Origin of the sequence: Streptomyces sp. NPDC006691, from assembly GCF_042869955.1 — a bacterium.
In the GTDB taxonomy this organism is placed as follows: domain Bacteria; phylum Actinomycetota; class Actinomycetes; order Streptomycetales; family Streptomycetaceae; genus Streptomyces.
In genome coordinates, this window is the sequence record NZ_JBIAGW010000031.1 from 1 (window position 1) to 14,337 (window position 14,337).

A 14,337-nucleotide genomic window follows, 5' to 3' on the forward strand; every position below is an offset into this window, starting at 1 on the left:
GGCGACCAGCTGCCCACCCGCCGCCGCCGGGTCGCGGTACGCGGCACCCGCGGCATCGGCCCCGCCGACCTGCTGCTCAACTCCCGTACCGGCGCCGTACAGGTGGGGGCGGACACCGGGCTCGTGACCCTTGATGGTGTCCCGATCAGCTCGGAACCGGCCCACGAGGTATCCCTGAACCGCCTCTACTTCCTGTAGCCCGGCCCCGTAGTCGCCGGACCCGCGCCGACGAGGCGGCCCCCGAGACGACCGGGCCGGGCCGGAGGGCCGCGAGCCACCAGGCCCGAGTCACCGGCCCTGAGCCGACGGCTTCCCCGGCCCACGCGGCCGGCACCACGCGGCCTAGATCTTTCGGTCGCCCATCTTGACTGAATTTTCAGTTCGGAGGAGTATTCCGGGCACATCAACGGCCGTCGCGGTCATCGACCGCCCGCTCGGCCCGCCCCTTCGGGCGCGACCCGCCCGGAACCGGCCACACACCTTCGTGGCCCGCCATTGCCCCGTCCTTGCGCAGACCGATTGCCCCGCCGTCGCGAAGAGCTGTCGAACACCTGACGAAGAGAGCTGTGATGACCTTCCGCATGCCCGCCGAGTGGACCGAGCACGAGCGCTGCCTGATGGCCTGGCCCACCCGCCCCGACCTGTGGGGCGCCGTCCTTGAGCAGGCCAGGCAGGAGTACGCCCAGGTGGCTCGGGCCATCGCCGGGTTCGAGCCGGTGACCATGGTCGCGCCGCCCGGCCACGGCGACGAGGCCCGTACCCGGTGCGGCGAGGGTGTCGACGTGATCGAACTGCCGCTGGACGACTCCTGGTTCAGGGATTCCGCGCCGGTCTTCGTTCTCGACCCCGAGGGCCACCGCGCCGGCGTCGACTTCCGTTTCAACGCCTGGGGCCGCAAGCACCACCCGTACGACGCCGACGACCGGCTCGGGGCGCTGCTCCTGGAACACTTCGGCGAGACCGCGATCCGCTCGGAGATGATTCTCGAAGGCGGGGCGATCACCGTGGACGGCGAAGGCACCCTGATCACCACCGAGCAGTGCCTGCTCCACCCCAACCGCAATCCGGGCCTGACCAGGGACGAGATCGAGGCCGAGCTGAAGGCCCGGCTCGGTGTCAGCAAGGTCGTCTGGCTGCCGTACGGCGGACTCCTGGACACCGAGACCGACGGCCATGTCGACGGCGTCTGCGCCTTCGTCGCGCCGGGCAAGGTCGTGGTCCAGCTCCCGGACGACCCGGAGCACCCCGACTACGCCCGGATGCGCGCCAACCGCGCGATCCTCGAAGCCACCCCCGATGCCCAGGGTCGCACCCTGGAAATCGTCGATCTTCCGCAGAGCGCGTTCACCGAGGTCGACGGCGTGCCCGTCGAGGTGGGCTACCTCAACTTCTACGTGGCCAACGGCGGAGTGGTCGTCCCGGTGGCAGGCCTGCCCCAGGACGCGGAGGCGCTGGCCGTGATCGCCGCCGCCTGTCCCGACCGCAAGGTCGTCGGGGTACCGACGACGGCGCTCGCCCACGGAGGCGGCGGCATCCACTGCATCACCCAGCAGGTGCCCGCCGCGCCCCGCCGGGCCTGACCCCTCCCGCCCGGCGCCGCCCGCCCGATCCTGACCGCCCAGGCCGGGCCGGCCGGCCGCCTGCGCCCGCCCGACCCCCATCGCGCCCGTACGGAGAGGAACCGCGTCGATGCCCACCCCACCGCCCCGGCCAGGAGTACGCCGTCCCCACCGGCACGCCCTGATCGCCGCGGCCCTGTCCGCCGCCCTCCTGCTGTCCGCCTGCGCGGGACCGCCGGGCACCAACTCCCCAGCCGCGGCAGCCGACTTCGAGCTGTCCGCCACCACTCCGCCCGCCAAGGGCGAGATCGACTCCTTCGGCTGGGCCCTGTACGCGGAGCCCCCGACACTGGACTACATCTCCGCCTTCGACTACCCGCAGAACATGATCCTCTCCAATGTCTGCGAGAGCCTGATGCGCTGGACGCCCCAGCTCAAGACGGTCCCGGGGCTTGCCGAGAAGGCGACCAACCCCGAGCCGTCGACCTGGGTCTACGATCTGCGCGCCGGTGTGCGCTTCCACAACGGGGCCACCCTGACCGCGGACGATGTCGTCTTCAGTCTCGGCCGGCAGAGGAACCCCGACAACGGGGCCTCCTGGGCCCAGGTCTTCGAGAACGTCGACTCGGTCACCAAGACCGGGCCCCTCCAGGTCACGGTGAAACTGAAGCGCCCCGACTCCCAGTTCCCCCAGTACATGGCGACCGCCGCGGGCGTGGTCGCGAGCAGGGCCGGCGTCGAGGCGGCGGGAAAGGACTACGGCACCTCCGGCGGCCTCGACTGCACGGGACCGTACGAGCTCGGGAAGTGGGAGAAGGGCCAGTCGGTCGAGCTCGACCGGTTCGCCGGGTACTGGGGGAGCAGGGCCAAGTCCGGAAAGGTCGTGTTCCGATTCCTCACGGACTCCTCCGCGCGCACCAAGGCCATGCTCAGCGGCGAAGTGGACGGCGGATACCTCATCCCCACCGAGAGCTACGGGGCGCTGCGCTCCAGCGGGGCGGGCACCCTGTACTTCGGGGAGGGCCTCAGCACCGACAACGTCAACGTGACCAACATGCACGGCGTGCTCGGTGACGTCCGCGTGCGGCGCGCCCTGTCCCTGGCCCTCGACCGCAAGGGCTTCGTCAAGACCGGCCTGGGCGGGGCCGGGACCGTCACCCCGTCCCTCACCACCAGAGCGGCCTGGGCCGAGGCGCCCGAACAGACCCGGCAGACCGCCTTCGCGGGGCTGCCCTCCACCGTGCCGAACCTGAGGGAAGCCAGAAAGCTCATCGAGGAAGCCGGGGCCACGGGCAAGAAGGTGACCGTCGCGACCAGCCAGATCGGGCAGGACGTGTCCCTGCTCGCCACCGCCCTCCAGGCGGCCGGCACCCAGATCGGACTCGACGTCCAGCTGAAGACGATCGCCCCGAACGCGTTCACCGCGCTGTTCACCGACCCCAAGGCACGCGAGGGCATCGACCTCTTCCCGGAGACGTACTACGACTCCATCACCGACCCGCTGGACCTGCTGGGCAACTTCCGTACCGGCGCCTACCAGAACTACGCCGGATACAGCGACCGCTCCTACGACCAGCTCGTCGACCGGGCGCGCGCCGCCTACGACCCGGCCACCCGGTTCGCCGTCGAGGCGAAGCTCCAACAGAAGGCGGCCGAGCAGGTGTTGTGGATCCCGGTCGCCGAATGGCCGACCGCCGTGTTCCTCAACAAGCGCATCACCGGCGCCCCCACCACCATCTCCTACCTGTACTACCCCTGGGCGGCGGACGTGGGGGCCGCACGGTGAACTTCCTCAGATTCGGCCTGCGCCGCCTCGCCGAGATGGCGGTCACCCTGCTGGCGGCATCGTTCGTCATCTTCGGCGCGATGTATCTGGCGCCGGGCAGCCCTGCCGCCTTCCTGCTCTCCGGACGCTCCGCGTCCCCGGCCGCGCTGGAGGCCATCAACCGGCAGTACCACCTCGACGACCCGTTCGCCGTACGGTACTTCCGCTGGCTCGGCCAGCTGCTGCACGGCGACTTCGGCCGCTCGATCACCTACCGCACCGATGTGTCACGGCTGCTGGCCGACCGCCTTCCCAGCACCCTGCTCCTGGTCGCCATGGCCCTGGTGCTCGTCGTGGTCGTGGGTCTCGCGCTCGGCCGGATCGCCGCGGTGCGCGGCGGCGCGGTGGACTCGACGATCCTGGTCACCACCACGCTCGCCGTCGGCACCCCGTCCTTCGTCGCCGCCGTGCTGCTCCAAGGCCTGTTCGCGGTGCGCCTGCACTGGTTCCCGGCCGGTGGCACCGGCGACGGGCCGGTCCAGATGCTGTGGCACCTGACGCTGCCCGCGGTAGCGCTCGCCCTGTACCTGATCGGCATGCTCGCGCGGGTCACCCGCAGCGCCATGGTGGAGGTCCTCGGACAGGAACATGTGACCGTCGCCCTCAGCCGGGGCGTGCCCCGACGCAAGGTGATGGGCCGTCATGTGTTGCGCAACGCGCTCGGCACGGTCCTCACCACCGGCGGTCTGATCGTGTCCACGCTCCTGGTGTGCACCGTCCTCGTCGAGTCGGCGTTCGGCGTCGGCGGCATCGGCCAGCTCCTCGAACTGTCCATCACCACCAAGGACTTCCCCACCGTGCAGGCGATCTCGCTGACCATGGTCGGCCTGTTCATGCTGGTCAATCTGGCAGTCGATCTGGCACATCCCCTGGTCGACCCGCGCATCGCCCTCGCCCCCCGGAGGCCCGTCTCATGAGCGTCGCCGTCCTGCGGCGCCCGGGCCTGTCCCGGCTCCGCACCCCTCGCGCACCCCTCTACCTGCTGTGCCTCGCCTTCGTCACCGTGGTCGTCCTCGCGGCACTTCTCGCCCCCTGGATCTCCCCGGCCGACCCCAATGCCGTGGACCTGGGCAACGCACTCGCGGGCCCGTCCGCCGCCCACCCCTTCGGCGTCGACTCCTCAGGCCGCGACACGCTCGCCCGACTGGTCACCGGAGCCCGCACCTCCCTGCTCGGGCCCCTCGCGGTGGTGGCCTTCTCCACCCTGGCCGGCGTGGTCGTCGGAACCACCGCGGCGTGGCGGGGCGGCTGGCTCGACTCCGTACTCTCGCGCAGCACGGAACTCGTCTTCGCCTTCCCCGGCATGCTCCTCGCGATCCTCATCGTCGCGGTGTACGGAGAGGGGCTCACCGCGCCCGTCATCGCGCTCGCGGTCGCCTATCTCCCGTACGTCAGCAGACTCACCCGTTCCTTGGTGCTCGCCGAACGTCAACGCCCCTATGTGAACGCCTATGTGGTGCAGGGCCACTCGGCCCAGCAGATCTGTCTGCGGCACGTCCTGCCCAACGTCGGGCCCGTGGTCCTCGCCCAGTCCACCATCAACTTCGGGTACGCCCTCATCGACCTGGCCGGGCTCTCCTTCCTCGGCCTCGGCGTGCCCGCACTCACGCCCGACTGGGGCCGCATGGTGCTCGACGGCCAGACCGCCATCCAGCGCGGCTACCCGCTCTCCGCGATCTGGCCGTGTGTCGCGATCGTGCTCACCGTCGTCGCGTTCAACGTCGTCGGCGAGCGCTGGGCCGACCGCGTCGCCAGGAGGGACCGATGAACACCCGGGAGAAGCGCGGAAGTTCCGCGTCCACGAACTCCGTCACCGCCTCGCCCGTGCTCGACATCCGAGGGCTGCGCCTGCGTCTTCCGCGCACCGCCCGGCCCGTGCTCGACGGCGTCGACCTCACCGTGGCCGCCGGGGAGACCGTCGCCCTGGTCGGCGAATCGGGCTCCGGCAAGACCCTCACCTCGCGCAGCGTGCTGCGCCTGCTTCCGCCCGGTGCCACCACCGAAGGCAGTGTCGAGGTCGCGGGCGAGGACGTCCTGACGATGAACGCCGCACGGCTGCGCGCACTGCGCACCGGTACGGCCGCCATGATCTTCCAGGACCCCCGGGCGGCCATCAACCCGCTGCGCAGGATCGGTGACTTCCTCACCGAGAGCCTGCGCCTGAACACCGGGACGCCCGCCGATGAGGCCCAGCGGCGTGCCCGGGAGATGCTCGTGGCGGTCGGTCTCGCTCCGGCGGCGATGCGCCAGTACCCGGGACAGCTCTCCGGCGGCATGCTCCAACGCGTCATGATCGGTGCCGCGTTGATGGGCGACCCGGCACTGCTTCTCGCGGACGAGGCGACCACCGCCCTCGACGTCACCACCCAGGCCGAGGTCGTCGCGCTCCTCGGTGACCTCCGCGACCGCTTCGGCACCGGGCTGCTCTTCGTCACCCACGACCTCGGCCTCGCGGCGACCATCAGCGACCGGGTGTATGTGATGTACGCCGGCCGGATCGTCGAGGCCGGCCCCGCCGACGCCCTGTTCACCCGGCCCCGGCACCCCTACACGGCGGCCCTGCTCGCGGCCACTCCGCGACTCGACGCGCCGCAGGGCAGGCTCAACGCGATCGACGGCCAACCACCGGACCTGAGAGCCGAGTTGACGGGTTGCCCCTTCGCGCCCCGCTGCGTCCACGCCACCTCCCTCTGCACGGAACAGGCCCCCGGGGACCGGGCCGTCACGGATGACCCCGACGGGCGTGAGCACCGGGTCGCCTGCCACCACAACGACCGCGTCCGGGGGAGTGCCGACCATGGCTGAGACCGTGCTGCACGTCAGCGGCGTACACCGCCGGTACGGGAGCGTCCAGGCCGTCGACGACGTGTCGTTCTCCCTCGACAGGGGCGGCTCGCTCGGCATCGTCGGCGAATCCGGCTCGGGCAAGACCACCACCGCCCGGATCGTGGTGGGCCTGGAGTGCGCTGACGCCGGGCACGTACGGGTGCGCGGCACCGAGCGCACGGGCCGGGTGCGTGGCCGGGGGGCCCGGCTGGCGCGCGCCCGGGAGGTGCAGATGGTCTTCCAGGACCCCTTCCTCTCCCTCGATCCAAGGGTGAGTGCCGAGGCGGCGCTGCGGGAGACCCTGCGCCTCCACTTCCCCGGCACCGACCACGCCCGCTGCATCGCCGAACTCCTCGACCAGGTCGGGCTCGGCGCCCGGTCCCGTGACGCGCTGCCCCGACAGCTGTCGGGCGGCCAGCGCCAGCGCGTCGCCATCGCCCGCGCGCTCGCGGTGGAGCCGGCCGTCCTCGTCCTGGACGAGGCCGTGGCGGCCCTCGACGTGTCCGTGCAGGCCCAGATCCTCAATCTGCTGGCCGACATCCGTGCGGAGACCGGCGTCGGCTACCTCTTCATCACGCACGACCTCGGGGTGGTGCGCTGTGTCACCGACGACGTGCTCGTCATGCGACAGGGCCGGATCGTTGAAGCGGGCAGCACCGAGCAGGTCCTCTCGGCGCCACAACACCCTTACACAAGGCTCCTGATGGAGTCCGTGCCGCGCCCCGGCTGGGATCCGCACGCCATCGCGGCCGCGCGCCGGGCCCTGCACCACACCCCGTCACCTCCCGACAGCACCCATGGACAGCGCACCGTACACAACTGATCGGAGAGCAGAGATGAACGACCACCGTGCTTCGAGCGTCCCCGCGTCCGGCCGGCTCGGCAGGCGTACCTTCCTGACGGCCGTCGGAGCCGCCGCGGCAGGTGCGACCTGGGCGGCCACCGCGGGGGGCAGGGCGCATGCGGCCCCCGCCCCGGCCCCCGCCCCGGCCTTCGCCGTGCCCGTCGACGCCGTTCCGCACACCCGTACCTGGATGGCGTGGCCCGACAGCGGTGCCATCTGGGAACGTCAACTGGGCGCAGTCCAGGCCGACATCGCGCTCATCGCGAAGACCATCGCCCAGTACGAACCGGTCACGCTGTGCGCCAACTCCGCCAGTGTGGCGAAGGCCCGCAGTGCGTGCGGGCCGTCCGTCACCGTCATCGGCACGATTCCGGTCGACGACTGCTGGATGCGTGACACCGGGCCGGTCTTCCGCACCGACGGCGCGGGCGGACTGGATGCCGTGGGGCTGAACTTCAACGGCTGGGGCAACAAACAGACCCATGCCAAGGACGCCCTGGTCGCGCAGCGGATAGCGGCGAGTCTCGGGGTCCCGTTCACCGCGGCGGCCCTGGTCGGGGAGGGCGGTGCGGTGGAGACGGACGGCAACGGCACGCTCATGGCGACCCGGAGCAGTCTCATCAACACCAACCGCAACCCCCGGCTCAAGCAGGCGCAGATCGAGACGGCCCTGTGCGACGCGTTCGGCGCGGACCAGGTGATCTGGTTCAACGGCGTGACCGGGCGGGACATCACCGACGACCACGTGGACGCGACCTCCAGGTTCCTGGCGGCCGGCTCGGGACTCGTCCAGATGCCCCTGGCCACGGACACCGACGCCTGGTCCAAGGACGCCCGCCGGCAGTACCAGATCCTGTCGGCGGCCAGGGACGCCGACGGCGATCCCTTCTCCGTCGCCCGGATCCAGGGCCCCGACTACGCCCGCATCCGGTCGAACGACCCCAACTTCGTCGCCTCGTACGCCAATTACTACGTCTGCAACGGCGCGGTGATCTCGGCCCGGTTCGGCGACGCGCGTGCGGACGCCGCGGCCGAGTCGAGCCTGCGGCAGCTGTTCCCGGGCCGGGTGGTGGAGCAGCTCGACATCGACGCCCTCGGCGCGGGCGGCGGCGGCATCCACTGCGTCACCCAGCAGCAGCCCCGCCCCTGAGGGGGCGGGACCGCCGCTGTTCACGCCCGGCGCAGTGCGGAGCGGCCCGCATACCGGGCTGATGCGCCCAACTCCTCCTCGATCCTGATTAGTTGGTTGTACTTGGCGGTCCGGTCGGAGCGTGAGAGCGAGCCGGTCTTGATCTGACCGCAGCCGGTCGCGACCGCCAGGTCCGCGATGGTGGTGTCCTCCGTCTCGCCCGAGCGGTGCGACATGACGGCCGTCCACCCCGCCCGGTGGGCGGTGGTCACCGCGTCCAGTGCCTCGGTGAGCGTCCCGATCTGGTTGACCTTGACCAGGACCGAATTGCCGACACCGGTGCGGATGCCCTCGCGCAGCAGCGACTCGTTGGTGCAGAACACGTCGTCGCCGGTGAGCTGACAGCGGTCTCCCACGCGTGCGGTCAGTTCACGCCAGCCCTCCAGGTCGTTCTCCGCCATCGGATCCTCGATGGAGACCACCGGGTAGGCGTCGATGAGCTTGGCCAGGTAGTCGACCTGCTCGGAGCGCGTGCGGCGCACCCCCTCGCCGGCGTACTCGTACCCGCCGTCGCGGAAGAACTCGGACGACGCCGGGTCCATGACCAGACCGATGTCCGTGCCCGGGCGGTAGCCGGCGCGCTCGATGGCGGTCACCACGAAGTCGAGCGCCTCTTCGGCGGTGCGCAGCGCGGGCGCGAAGCCGCCCTCGTCGCCGACCCCGGTGGAGTGCCCGGCGGCCAGCAGGTCGCGGCGCAGGGTGTGGAAGACCTCACTGCCCATGCGGACGGCTTCGGCGAAGGTGTCCGCGCCCATGGGCGCGATCATGAACTCCTGGAAGTCCAGCGGGTTGTCGGCGTGGGCACCGCCGTTGACGATGTTCATCAACGGCAGCGGCAGGAGGCGGGCGTGGGCGCCGCCGAGGTAGCGGTAGAGGGGCCGGCGGTGGGCCGCCGCGGCGGCCTTGGCGGTGGCGAGGGAGACGCCGAGGATGGCGTTGGCGCCGAGCCGTGACTTCGTGGGCGTGCCGTCAAGGGCGGTCAGGGCGGCGTCGAGGCCCGCCTGATCCACCGCGTCCCGGCCGCGCACGGCCGCCGCGATCTCCCCGTTGACATGGTCCACCGCCCGGTCGACGCCCTTGCCGTGCCAGCGCGCGGAGTCGCCGTCGCGCAGTTCCACGGCCTCCCGGGCGCCGGTGGAGGCCCCGGAGGGGACGGCGGCGCGCCCCAGGGACCCGTCCGCCAGAACGACATCGACCTCGACCGTGGGGTTGCCCCGGCTGTCGATGATCCGGCGGCCGTGGACGGTCCGGATGGCGGAGGCCGCGGTTTCGACTGGGCTTGCGGACATGGGAGTTCCTTCCCGTTGTCGTATGCCGTGGCTCCGGCTGCGACAGCGCTGGCGCTGAGCCCGACGAGCCGAACCCTACAGCAAGACTGCACAGCAATGCTGCTCAGTTTTGCTGCACAGCATCGCTGTGCAGGACAGCCGTGCCGCCCGGTCGGCCGGCGGGTTAAAGTGCCCTATGTCCACCCCGGAAGCCGCCGCCATCGCCACCGAACTGCGCACTGCGATGGGCAAGCTCACCCGACGCGTCAAACACGAGGACCGCATCCCGCTGGGTCAGGCCGCCGTGCTCGGCGCGCTCGACCGCAACGGCGCGATGACCACCAGCGACCTCGCCGCCGACCAGCGGGTACGCCCCCAGTCGATGGCCCGGGCGGTCGGGCTGCTGATGGAACAGAACCTGGTCACCCGCCGTGCGCACCCGAGCGACGGCCGCAAGTCGCTGGTCGAGCTCTCGGCAGCCGGCCGGTCCGCGCTCGAAGCAGAGCGCGGCCGCCGGGCCGGCTGGCTGGCGCAGGCCATCGAGGCCGAACTGACCGATGGGGAAAGGGAGTTGCTGGCCCGGAGTGCCACCCTGCTTGAACGGCTCGCCACGCGGTGACGGGAGCGGACGACGGCGCGTGACGATCTCCCGGCGGGCTGCGGAGCGGGCCTCGTCGGTGCCGGGCCGACTCGCCGAGGGCAGCAAATCGGCCGGACCGCGTGACGCGGGGTGCCGGCCGGCCGAATGATGGAGGGTGGCGGAAGGCACGGGCGGTCGCGCGGGAGAGGGGCGTTCATGTGGTTCAAGCGCCTGAGAGGGCAGCCGCCGCACGGTGCCGGGGAGTTGCCGGAAGCGGCGGGGCAGCCGCCGCACAGCGCGGGGGAGTTGCCGGAAGCGGCGGGGCAGCCGCCGCACAGCGCGGGGGAGTTGCCGGAAGCGGCGGGGCAGCCGTCGCACAGCGCGGGCGAGCCGCATGCCGTGGTGGAGGCCGCGGGGGAACGCTCGGTGGCGGCAGGGCAGCGGGTGGGGATCGCCTCGACCGGCGATCACGCGGTGAACGTTCTCACCCGGGCCGAGCACGCGACGGTCCTGCCTCCCCAGGCCCTCGTTCCGATGGCCGAGCTGTCCTCCCCCGCCGGCCTGATCAACCTCCCGCCGTACGCGGCGGCCCAGTTCGTCGGCCGCGGGGACGCACTCGACCGGCTCGACGCGGCCCTGCGGGTCCCGGGACGTGCGGTGGTGCAAGCGGTCCACGGCCTCGGGGGGATCGGCAAGAGCACCTTGGCGGCCCACTGGGCCGCCACCCGTGGACACGGCCACGACCCGGTCTGGTGGATCACGGCCGACAGCCCGGCCGCCCTGGACACGGGACTCGCCGGGCTCGCCACCGCCCTGCGGCCCGAACTGAGCGGTCTGCTGTCGATGGAGGCCCTGCGGGAACGGGCCGTCCAATGGCTCGCCGCCCACGAGGGGTGGCTCCTCGTCCTCGACAACGTCAACGACCCAGCCGACATAAGGCCGTTGCTCTCCCGTACGCGCGGCGGCCGCTTCCTGATCACCAGCCGCCGCACCACCGGCTGGGACCACCTTGCCGTTCCGGTCCCCCTCGCCCCGCTGGACCGGACCGAGGCGCTGGACCTGCTCGGCCGCATCCTCGCCGCGGACCCGTCCGGCGGTCTGGAGGGGGCGGACGAACTGTGCGCCGAACTGGGCGGGCTGCCCCTGGCCCTGGAGCAGGCGGGTTCGTACATCGCCGAGACCGGCATCACGGCGCGTGGCTACCTCGATCTGCTCGCCGGGCATCCGGCCGGCCTCTTCACGGACGCCGCCGAGGGCACCGACCCCGCTCGCACCGTCGCGCGCATCTGGCACGTCACCTTCGACCATTTCGCCGACGATCCCCTCACCGGAACCGTGCTGCGCACCCTCGCCTGGTTCGCCCCCGACCACCTGCCCCGCCACCTCCTGGACGGACTGGCGGAACCGTCTCAAGTCACCCGCTCCATCGGCCGGTTGGTCGCGCACGGGCTGGTCACCGCCCATGCCGGCACCGCCACCTTGAGCGTGCACCGCCTGGTGGGAGCCCTCGCCCGCACCGCCGACCCGCAAGACCCCTACCGTCGTCCACGCGACGTGGACGATGCCCGCGCCCGCGCCACCGGGCAGTTGGTCCGGGCGCTGCCCGACGGCGAGACGCCCGAGCACTGGCCGGCCTGGCGCGCCCTGCTCCCGCACATCGACGCCCTCATCAGTCACGCGAACCCTGACAGTGACACCGACACCACCGCCGATCTCCTCCACCGCACGGGCGGCTTCCTGAGGAATCAGGGCGCGTCCCCGCGGGGCATCGCGTACGCCCGCCGCGCCCTCACCGTCCGTCAGCGAACGCTCGGCAAGAATCATCTGCTCACCCTGAACACCCGCATCCACCTCGCCTACGCGTACCAGGCGGCGGGCGATCTGGAGGAGGCGATCGCCCTTTTCGAGCAGTCCCTCGTGGACCGGCTCGCGACCCAGGACATCCCCCGTCCGGGAACCCCGGGCGGGCACACCAATCTCGCCGCCAGCTACGAATTCGCGGGCGATCACCTCAGACGGGCCATGGCGTTGCACGCGTACGCCAACGGCGGGGCGGGGCACCTCGAACAGTCCGTTCGGCTGCACGAGCGGATCCTCGCCACCCGGCGGCGGGCGCTGGGGGACGGCCACCCCGACACCCTGGCCTCACAGAGCAACCTCGCCGACGCCCTCCGGGCGGCAGGAGACCCGGAGCGGGCAGCCCTGCTCGACCGCCGAACCCTGGCCCGATGCGTACGGGAACTCGGAGCGGACCACCCGCTCGCGGGGGTTCTGCGAAACAAGCTGGGCGCCGTCCACCCCCGCCGGCCATGACGCCTCGTTGCGCCGACGGCGGGACACCGCCGGGGGCGTGCCGCCACGATGGAGGACATGACGACACGACAGCGGGTGTGGGCGTGGGCCGGGGTGGTGGCCGGGGCCGTGGTGGCCATCGGGCTGCTCGTGCTCGTACTGGTGGCGGACCTCGACACGGCCGGGCAAGTGGCGGGCATCGTGGGCACCCTCGTAGGCATGGCCGCGCTGGGCGTCTCGACGTACGCGCTGGCGGCGCCTTCCCGCTCACCCGGGCGCGGGCCCCGCGTCACGGCGGGTGGCGCGCGGTCGGTCGCGGTGGGCGGCACGATCTCCGGGGCCGTCTCGACCGGCGACGGCCCCCGGCCGATGTCCGACCCGGCCGTGCCACGACCGCCGTCGACGCCACCCGGCACGCCCGCTCCTGGGGCGGTGAGCGCACCGGGCGAGCGGTCGGTGGCCGCGGGAGGTGACATCTCCGGAAGTGTGTCGACCGGCGACGGCGGTTCACCCGGGCACCCCTGACGATCCGTCAAGAAGTCCGCCGCACCACCAGGATGTGATCGGTGACCTCGGCCTTCCGGCCGTCGGGCCCCGTGGCGATGCGGCTGGACGGTTCCGCTCGTTCGATCGTCCAGGCGGCCGGGTCCACGCCGATCCCGGCCGTTACCTCGCTCGGGGTCGGGAAGTACGCGTCGGGGTCCTGGTTCCACGACCACGGGGCGGTCGAGCCGTGGTCGACGACCAGGAGGCGGCCGCCGGGGCGCAGTGCGTGTGCGGCGCCGCGCAGCACTGCCGACCTGTCCAGGGCGTAAGGGGTGTGCAGATAGTGGGCGTTGATCAGGTCGAACCCGCCCCCGGGGAAGGCCTCGTGCAGGTCGTGCTGCCGTGCGTCGACCCGCTCGCCCAGGCCGCCGGCGCGGGCGAGGCCGGTGAGCCGCTCGACCGCCACGGCCGAGATGTCGACGGCGGTCACCCGCCAGCCCTGGCGGGCGAGCCACAGCGCGTCACCACCGTTGCCGCAGCCCAGGTCCAGGGCGGTGCCGGGCGGCAGGGCCGTGACGATTTCGGTGAGGCGGACGTTCGGCCGTGGGTCGGTGGCCACCGGCCGTGCCGCGTAGACGTCCTGCCAGTACGTGACCGCGTCCGCCGCTTCGGGGGTGCTCATGGAGGGCTCCTCGGGTAGGTGTGCGCCCAGTCTCGGCAGGCCCTCCACGACTTGGCACGAAAAGTTGCCGCTCTGGCAAGATGGTGGCGTGGACCGGGGAACGGAAGACGTGCTCGACGCGGTGGGACCGCGACTGCGTGCGCTGCGGCGCGAGCGCCGGATCACCCTCGCCGCCCTCGCCGCGACGACCGGGATTTCGGAGAGCACCCTGTCCCGCCTCGAAAGCGGGCAGCGCAGGGCGACCCTGGAACTGCTGCTGCCGCTGGCCCGGACGTACGACGTCCCGCTGGACGACCTCGTCGGCGCCCCGCGCACCGGTGACCCCCGCATCCATCTGAAGCCGGTCCAACGGTTCGGGATGACGTTCGTGCCGCTGTCCCGGCAGCCCGGCGGCGTACACGCGTTCAAGATGGTCATTCCCGCTCGCCCCGAACCGCGGGCGCCGACTCCGCAGACACACGAGGGCTTCGAGTGGCTGTACGTGCTCAGCGGGCGCCTGCGGCTCGTGCTCGGCGAGCGTGATCTGACCCTGCCGCCCGGCGAGGCCGCCGAGTTCGACACCTCCCTTCCGCACTGGCTGGGCAGTTCCGACGGCGGCACGGTCGAGCTCCTCGTTCTGTTCGGCCTGCAAGGGGTGCGCGCACACGTGCGTGGCGGCTCCCCGTAGGTCGTCCGAGCCGACTCGATTCCTCCGCGTCGTCCATGTCGTCCGCGTCGTCCATGTCGGCCGGGTCATCCGCGTGGTCCGCGTGGTGCCGGGACGGGCGTGGTGCCGGAACGGGGGTG

General features: G+C 72.1%; 13 protein-coding genes and 1 pseudogene. 12 read left to right on the forward strand and 2 right to left on the reverse strand.

Annotation, left to right across the window (positions count from 1 at the left end):
- From ACFYNP_RS35890 to ACFYNP_RS35925, 8 genes and pseudogenes are all read left to right on the forward strand, one after another.
- Nucleotides 1-198: pseudogene (locus ACFYNP_RS35890) on the forward strand (urease subunit alpha); the annotation flags it as partial.
- Between the two features lie 371 nt (nt 199-569).
- The gene (locus ACFYNP_RS35895) at nt 570-1,580 is read left to right on the forward strand and encodes an agmatine/peptidylarginine deiminase (RefSeq protein ID WP_388791420.1); all 1,011 of its coding nucleotides are present in this window, start codon (nt 570-572) and stop codon (nt 1,578-1,580) included.
- A gap of 109 nt (nt 1,581-1,689) precedes the next feature.
- Nucleotides 1,690-3,345, forward strand: a complete 1,656-nt coding sequence (locus ACFYNP_RS35900) for an ABC transporter substrate-binding protein (RefSeq protein ID WP_388791422.1) — start codon at nt 1,690-1,692, stop codon at nt 3,343-3,345.
- Complete coding sequence (locus ACFYNP_RS35905) at nt 3,342-4,301, forward strand: ABC transporter permease (RefSeq protein ID WP_388791425.1); 960 nt, start codon at nt 3,342-3,344, stop codon at nt 4,299-4,301. The genes ACFYNP_RS35900 and ACFYNP_RS35905 overlap by 4 nt, the downstream gene beginning before the upstream one ends.
- Nucleotides 4,298-5,152 (forward strand): ABC transporter permease, encoded by an 855-nt coding sequence (locus tag ACFYNP_RS35910; protein ID WP_388791427.1) that lies wholly within the window; start codon nt 4,298-4,300, stop codon nt 5,150-5,152. Before ACFYNP_RS35905 ends, ACFYNP_RS35910 begins: the two co-directional genes overlap by 4 nt.
- Nucleotides 5,149-6,189 (forward strand): ABC transporter ATP-binding protein, encoded by a 1,041-nt coding sequence (locus ACFYNP_RS35915; protein WP_388791429.1) that lies wholly within the window; start codon nt 5,149-5,151, stop codon nt 6,187-6,189. Before ACFYNP_RS35910 ends, ACFYNP_RS35915 begins: the two co-directional genes overlap by 4 nt.
- On the forward strand, nt 6,182-7,033 hold the full coding sequence (locus tag ACFYNP_RS35920) for an ABC transporter ATP-binding protein (RefSeq protein ID WP_388791431.1): 852 nt from the start codon (nt 6,182-6,184) through the stop codon (nt 7,031-7,033). The genes ACFYNP_RS35915 and ACFYNP_RS35920 overlap by 8 nt, the downstream gene beginning before the upstream one ends.
- A gap of 13 nt (nt 7,034-7,046) precedes the next feature.
- Complete coding sequence (locus ACFYNP_RS35925) at nt 7,047-8,204, forward strand: agmatine/peptidylarginine deiminase (protein WP_388791433.1); 1,158 nt, start codon at nt 7,047-7,049, stop codon at nt 8,202-8,204.
- A gap of 20 nt (nt 8,205-8,224) precedes the next feature.
- On the opposite strand, the gene eno is transcribed toward ACFYNP_RS35925, so the two are convergent.
- On the reverse strand, nt 8,225-9,532 hold the full coding sequence (eno, locus tag ACFYNP_RS35930) for a phosphopyruvate hydratase (protein ID WP_388791435.1): 1,308 nt from the start codon (nt 9,530-9,532) through the stop codon (nt 8,225-8,227).
- 175 nt (nt 9,533-9,707) lie between these two features.
- On the opposite strand from eno, the gene ACFYNP_RS35935 reads away from it, so the two are divergent.
- The 3 genes from ACFYNP_RS35935 to ACFYNP_RS35945 all read left to right on the forward strand — a co-directional run bounded on the left by ACFYNP_RS35935 (nt 9,708) and on the right by ACFYNP_RS35945 (nt 12,908).
- Complete coding sequence (locus tag ACFYNP_RS35935) at nt 9,708-10,130, forward strand: MarR family winged helix-turn-helix transcriptional regulator (protein ID WP_388791437.1); 423 nt, start codon at nt 9,708-9,710, stop codon at nt 10,128-10,130.
- Nucleotides 10,131-10,307: 177 nt separating this feature from the next.
- Complete coding sequence (locus ACFYNP_RS35940) at nt 10,308-12,404, forward strand: tetratricopeptide repeat protein (RefSeq protein ID WP_388791439.1); 2,097 nt, start codon at nt 10,308-10,310, stop codon at nt 12,402-12,404.
- A gap of 57 nt (nt 12,405-12,461) precedes the next feature.
- Entirely contained in the window at nt 12,462-12,908 is a 447-nt protein-coding gene (locus ACFYNP_RS35945) for a hypothetical protein (RefSeq protein WP_388791441.1), read from the forward strand.
- A gap of 7 nt (nt 12,909-12,915) precedes the next feature.
- Here ACFYNP_RS35945 and ACFYNP_RS35950 read toward each other — a convergent pair whose 3' ends face one another.
- Nucleotides 12,916-13,551: a class I SAM-dependent methyltransferase gene (locus ACFYNP_RS35950; protein ID WP_388791443.1), complete on the reverse strand. Its 636-nt coding sequence runs from the start codon at nt 13,549-13,551 to the stop codon at nt 12,916-12,918.
- A gap of 88 nt (nt 13,552-13,639) precedes the next feature.
- On the opposite strand from ACFYNP_RS35950, the gene ACFYNP_RS35955 reads away from it, so the two are divergent.
- A complete protein-coding gene (locus ACFYNP_RS35955; RefSeq protein ID WP_388791445.1) occupies nt 13,640-14,218 on the forward strand; it encodes a helix-turn-helix domain-containing protein in 579 nt (192 codons plus the stop codon).
- The last annotated feature ends 119 nt before the right edge of the window (nt 14,219-14,337 follow it).

What these genes read in the sequence shown, in the direction of transcription:
- ACFYNP_RS35950 (WP_388791443.1), bottom strand. Translation starts at nt 13,551, where the DNA reads ATGAGCACCCCCGAAGCGGCGGACGCGGTCACGTACTGGCAGGACGTC.
- ACFYNP_RS35910 (WP_388791427.1), top strand. Translation starts at nt 4,298, where the DNA reads ATGAGCGTCGCCGTCCTGCGGCGCCCGGGCCTGTCCCGGCTCCGCACC.
- ACFYNP_RS35940 (WP_388791439.1), top strand. Translation starts at nt 10,308, where the DNA reads ATGTGGTTCAAGCGCCTGAGAGGGCAGCCGCCGCACGGTGCCGGGGAG.
- ACFYNP_RS35915 (WP_388791429.1), top strand. Translation starts at nt 5,149, where the DNA reads ATGAACACCCGGGAGAAGCGCGGAAGTTCCGCGTCCACGAACTCCGTC.
- ACFYNP_RS35920 (WP_388791431.1), top strand. Translation starts at nt 6,182, where the DNA reads ATGGCTGAGACCGTGCTGCACGTCAGCGGCGTACACCGCCGGTACGGG.
- ACFYNP_RS35935 (WP_388791437.1), top strand. Translation starts at nt 9,708, where the DNA reads ATGTCCACCCCGGAAGCCGCCGCCATCGCCACCGAACTGCGCACTGCG.
- ACFYNP_RS35925 (WP_388791433.1), top strand. Translation starts at nt 7,047, where the DNA reads ATGAACGACCACCGTGCTTCGAGCGTCCCCGCGTCCGGCCGGCTCGGC.
- ACFYNP_RS35900 (WP_388791422.1), top strand. Translation starts at nt 1,690, where the DNA reads ATGCCCACCCCACCGCCCCGGCCAGGAGTACGCCGTCCCCACCGGCAC.
- eno (WP_388791435.1), bottom strand. Translation starts at nt 9,532, where the DNA reads ATGTCCGCAAGCCCAGTCGAAACCGCGGCCTCCGCCATCCGGACCGTC.
- ACFYNP_RS35895 (WP_388791420.1), top strand. Translation starts at nt 570, where the DNA reads ATGACCTTCCGCATGCCCGCCGAGTGGACCGAGCACGAGCGCTGCCTG.
- ACFYNP_RS35945 (WP_388791441.1), top strand. Translation starts at nt 12,462, where the DNA reads ATGACGACACGACAGCGGGTGTGGGCGTGGGCCGGGGTGGTGGCCGGG.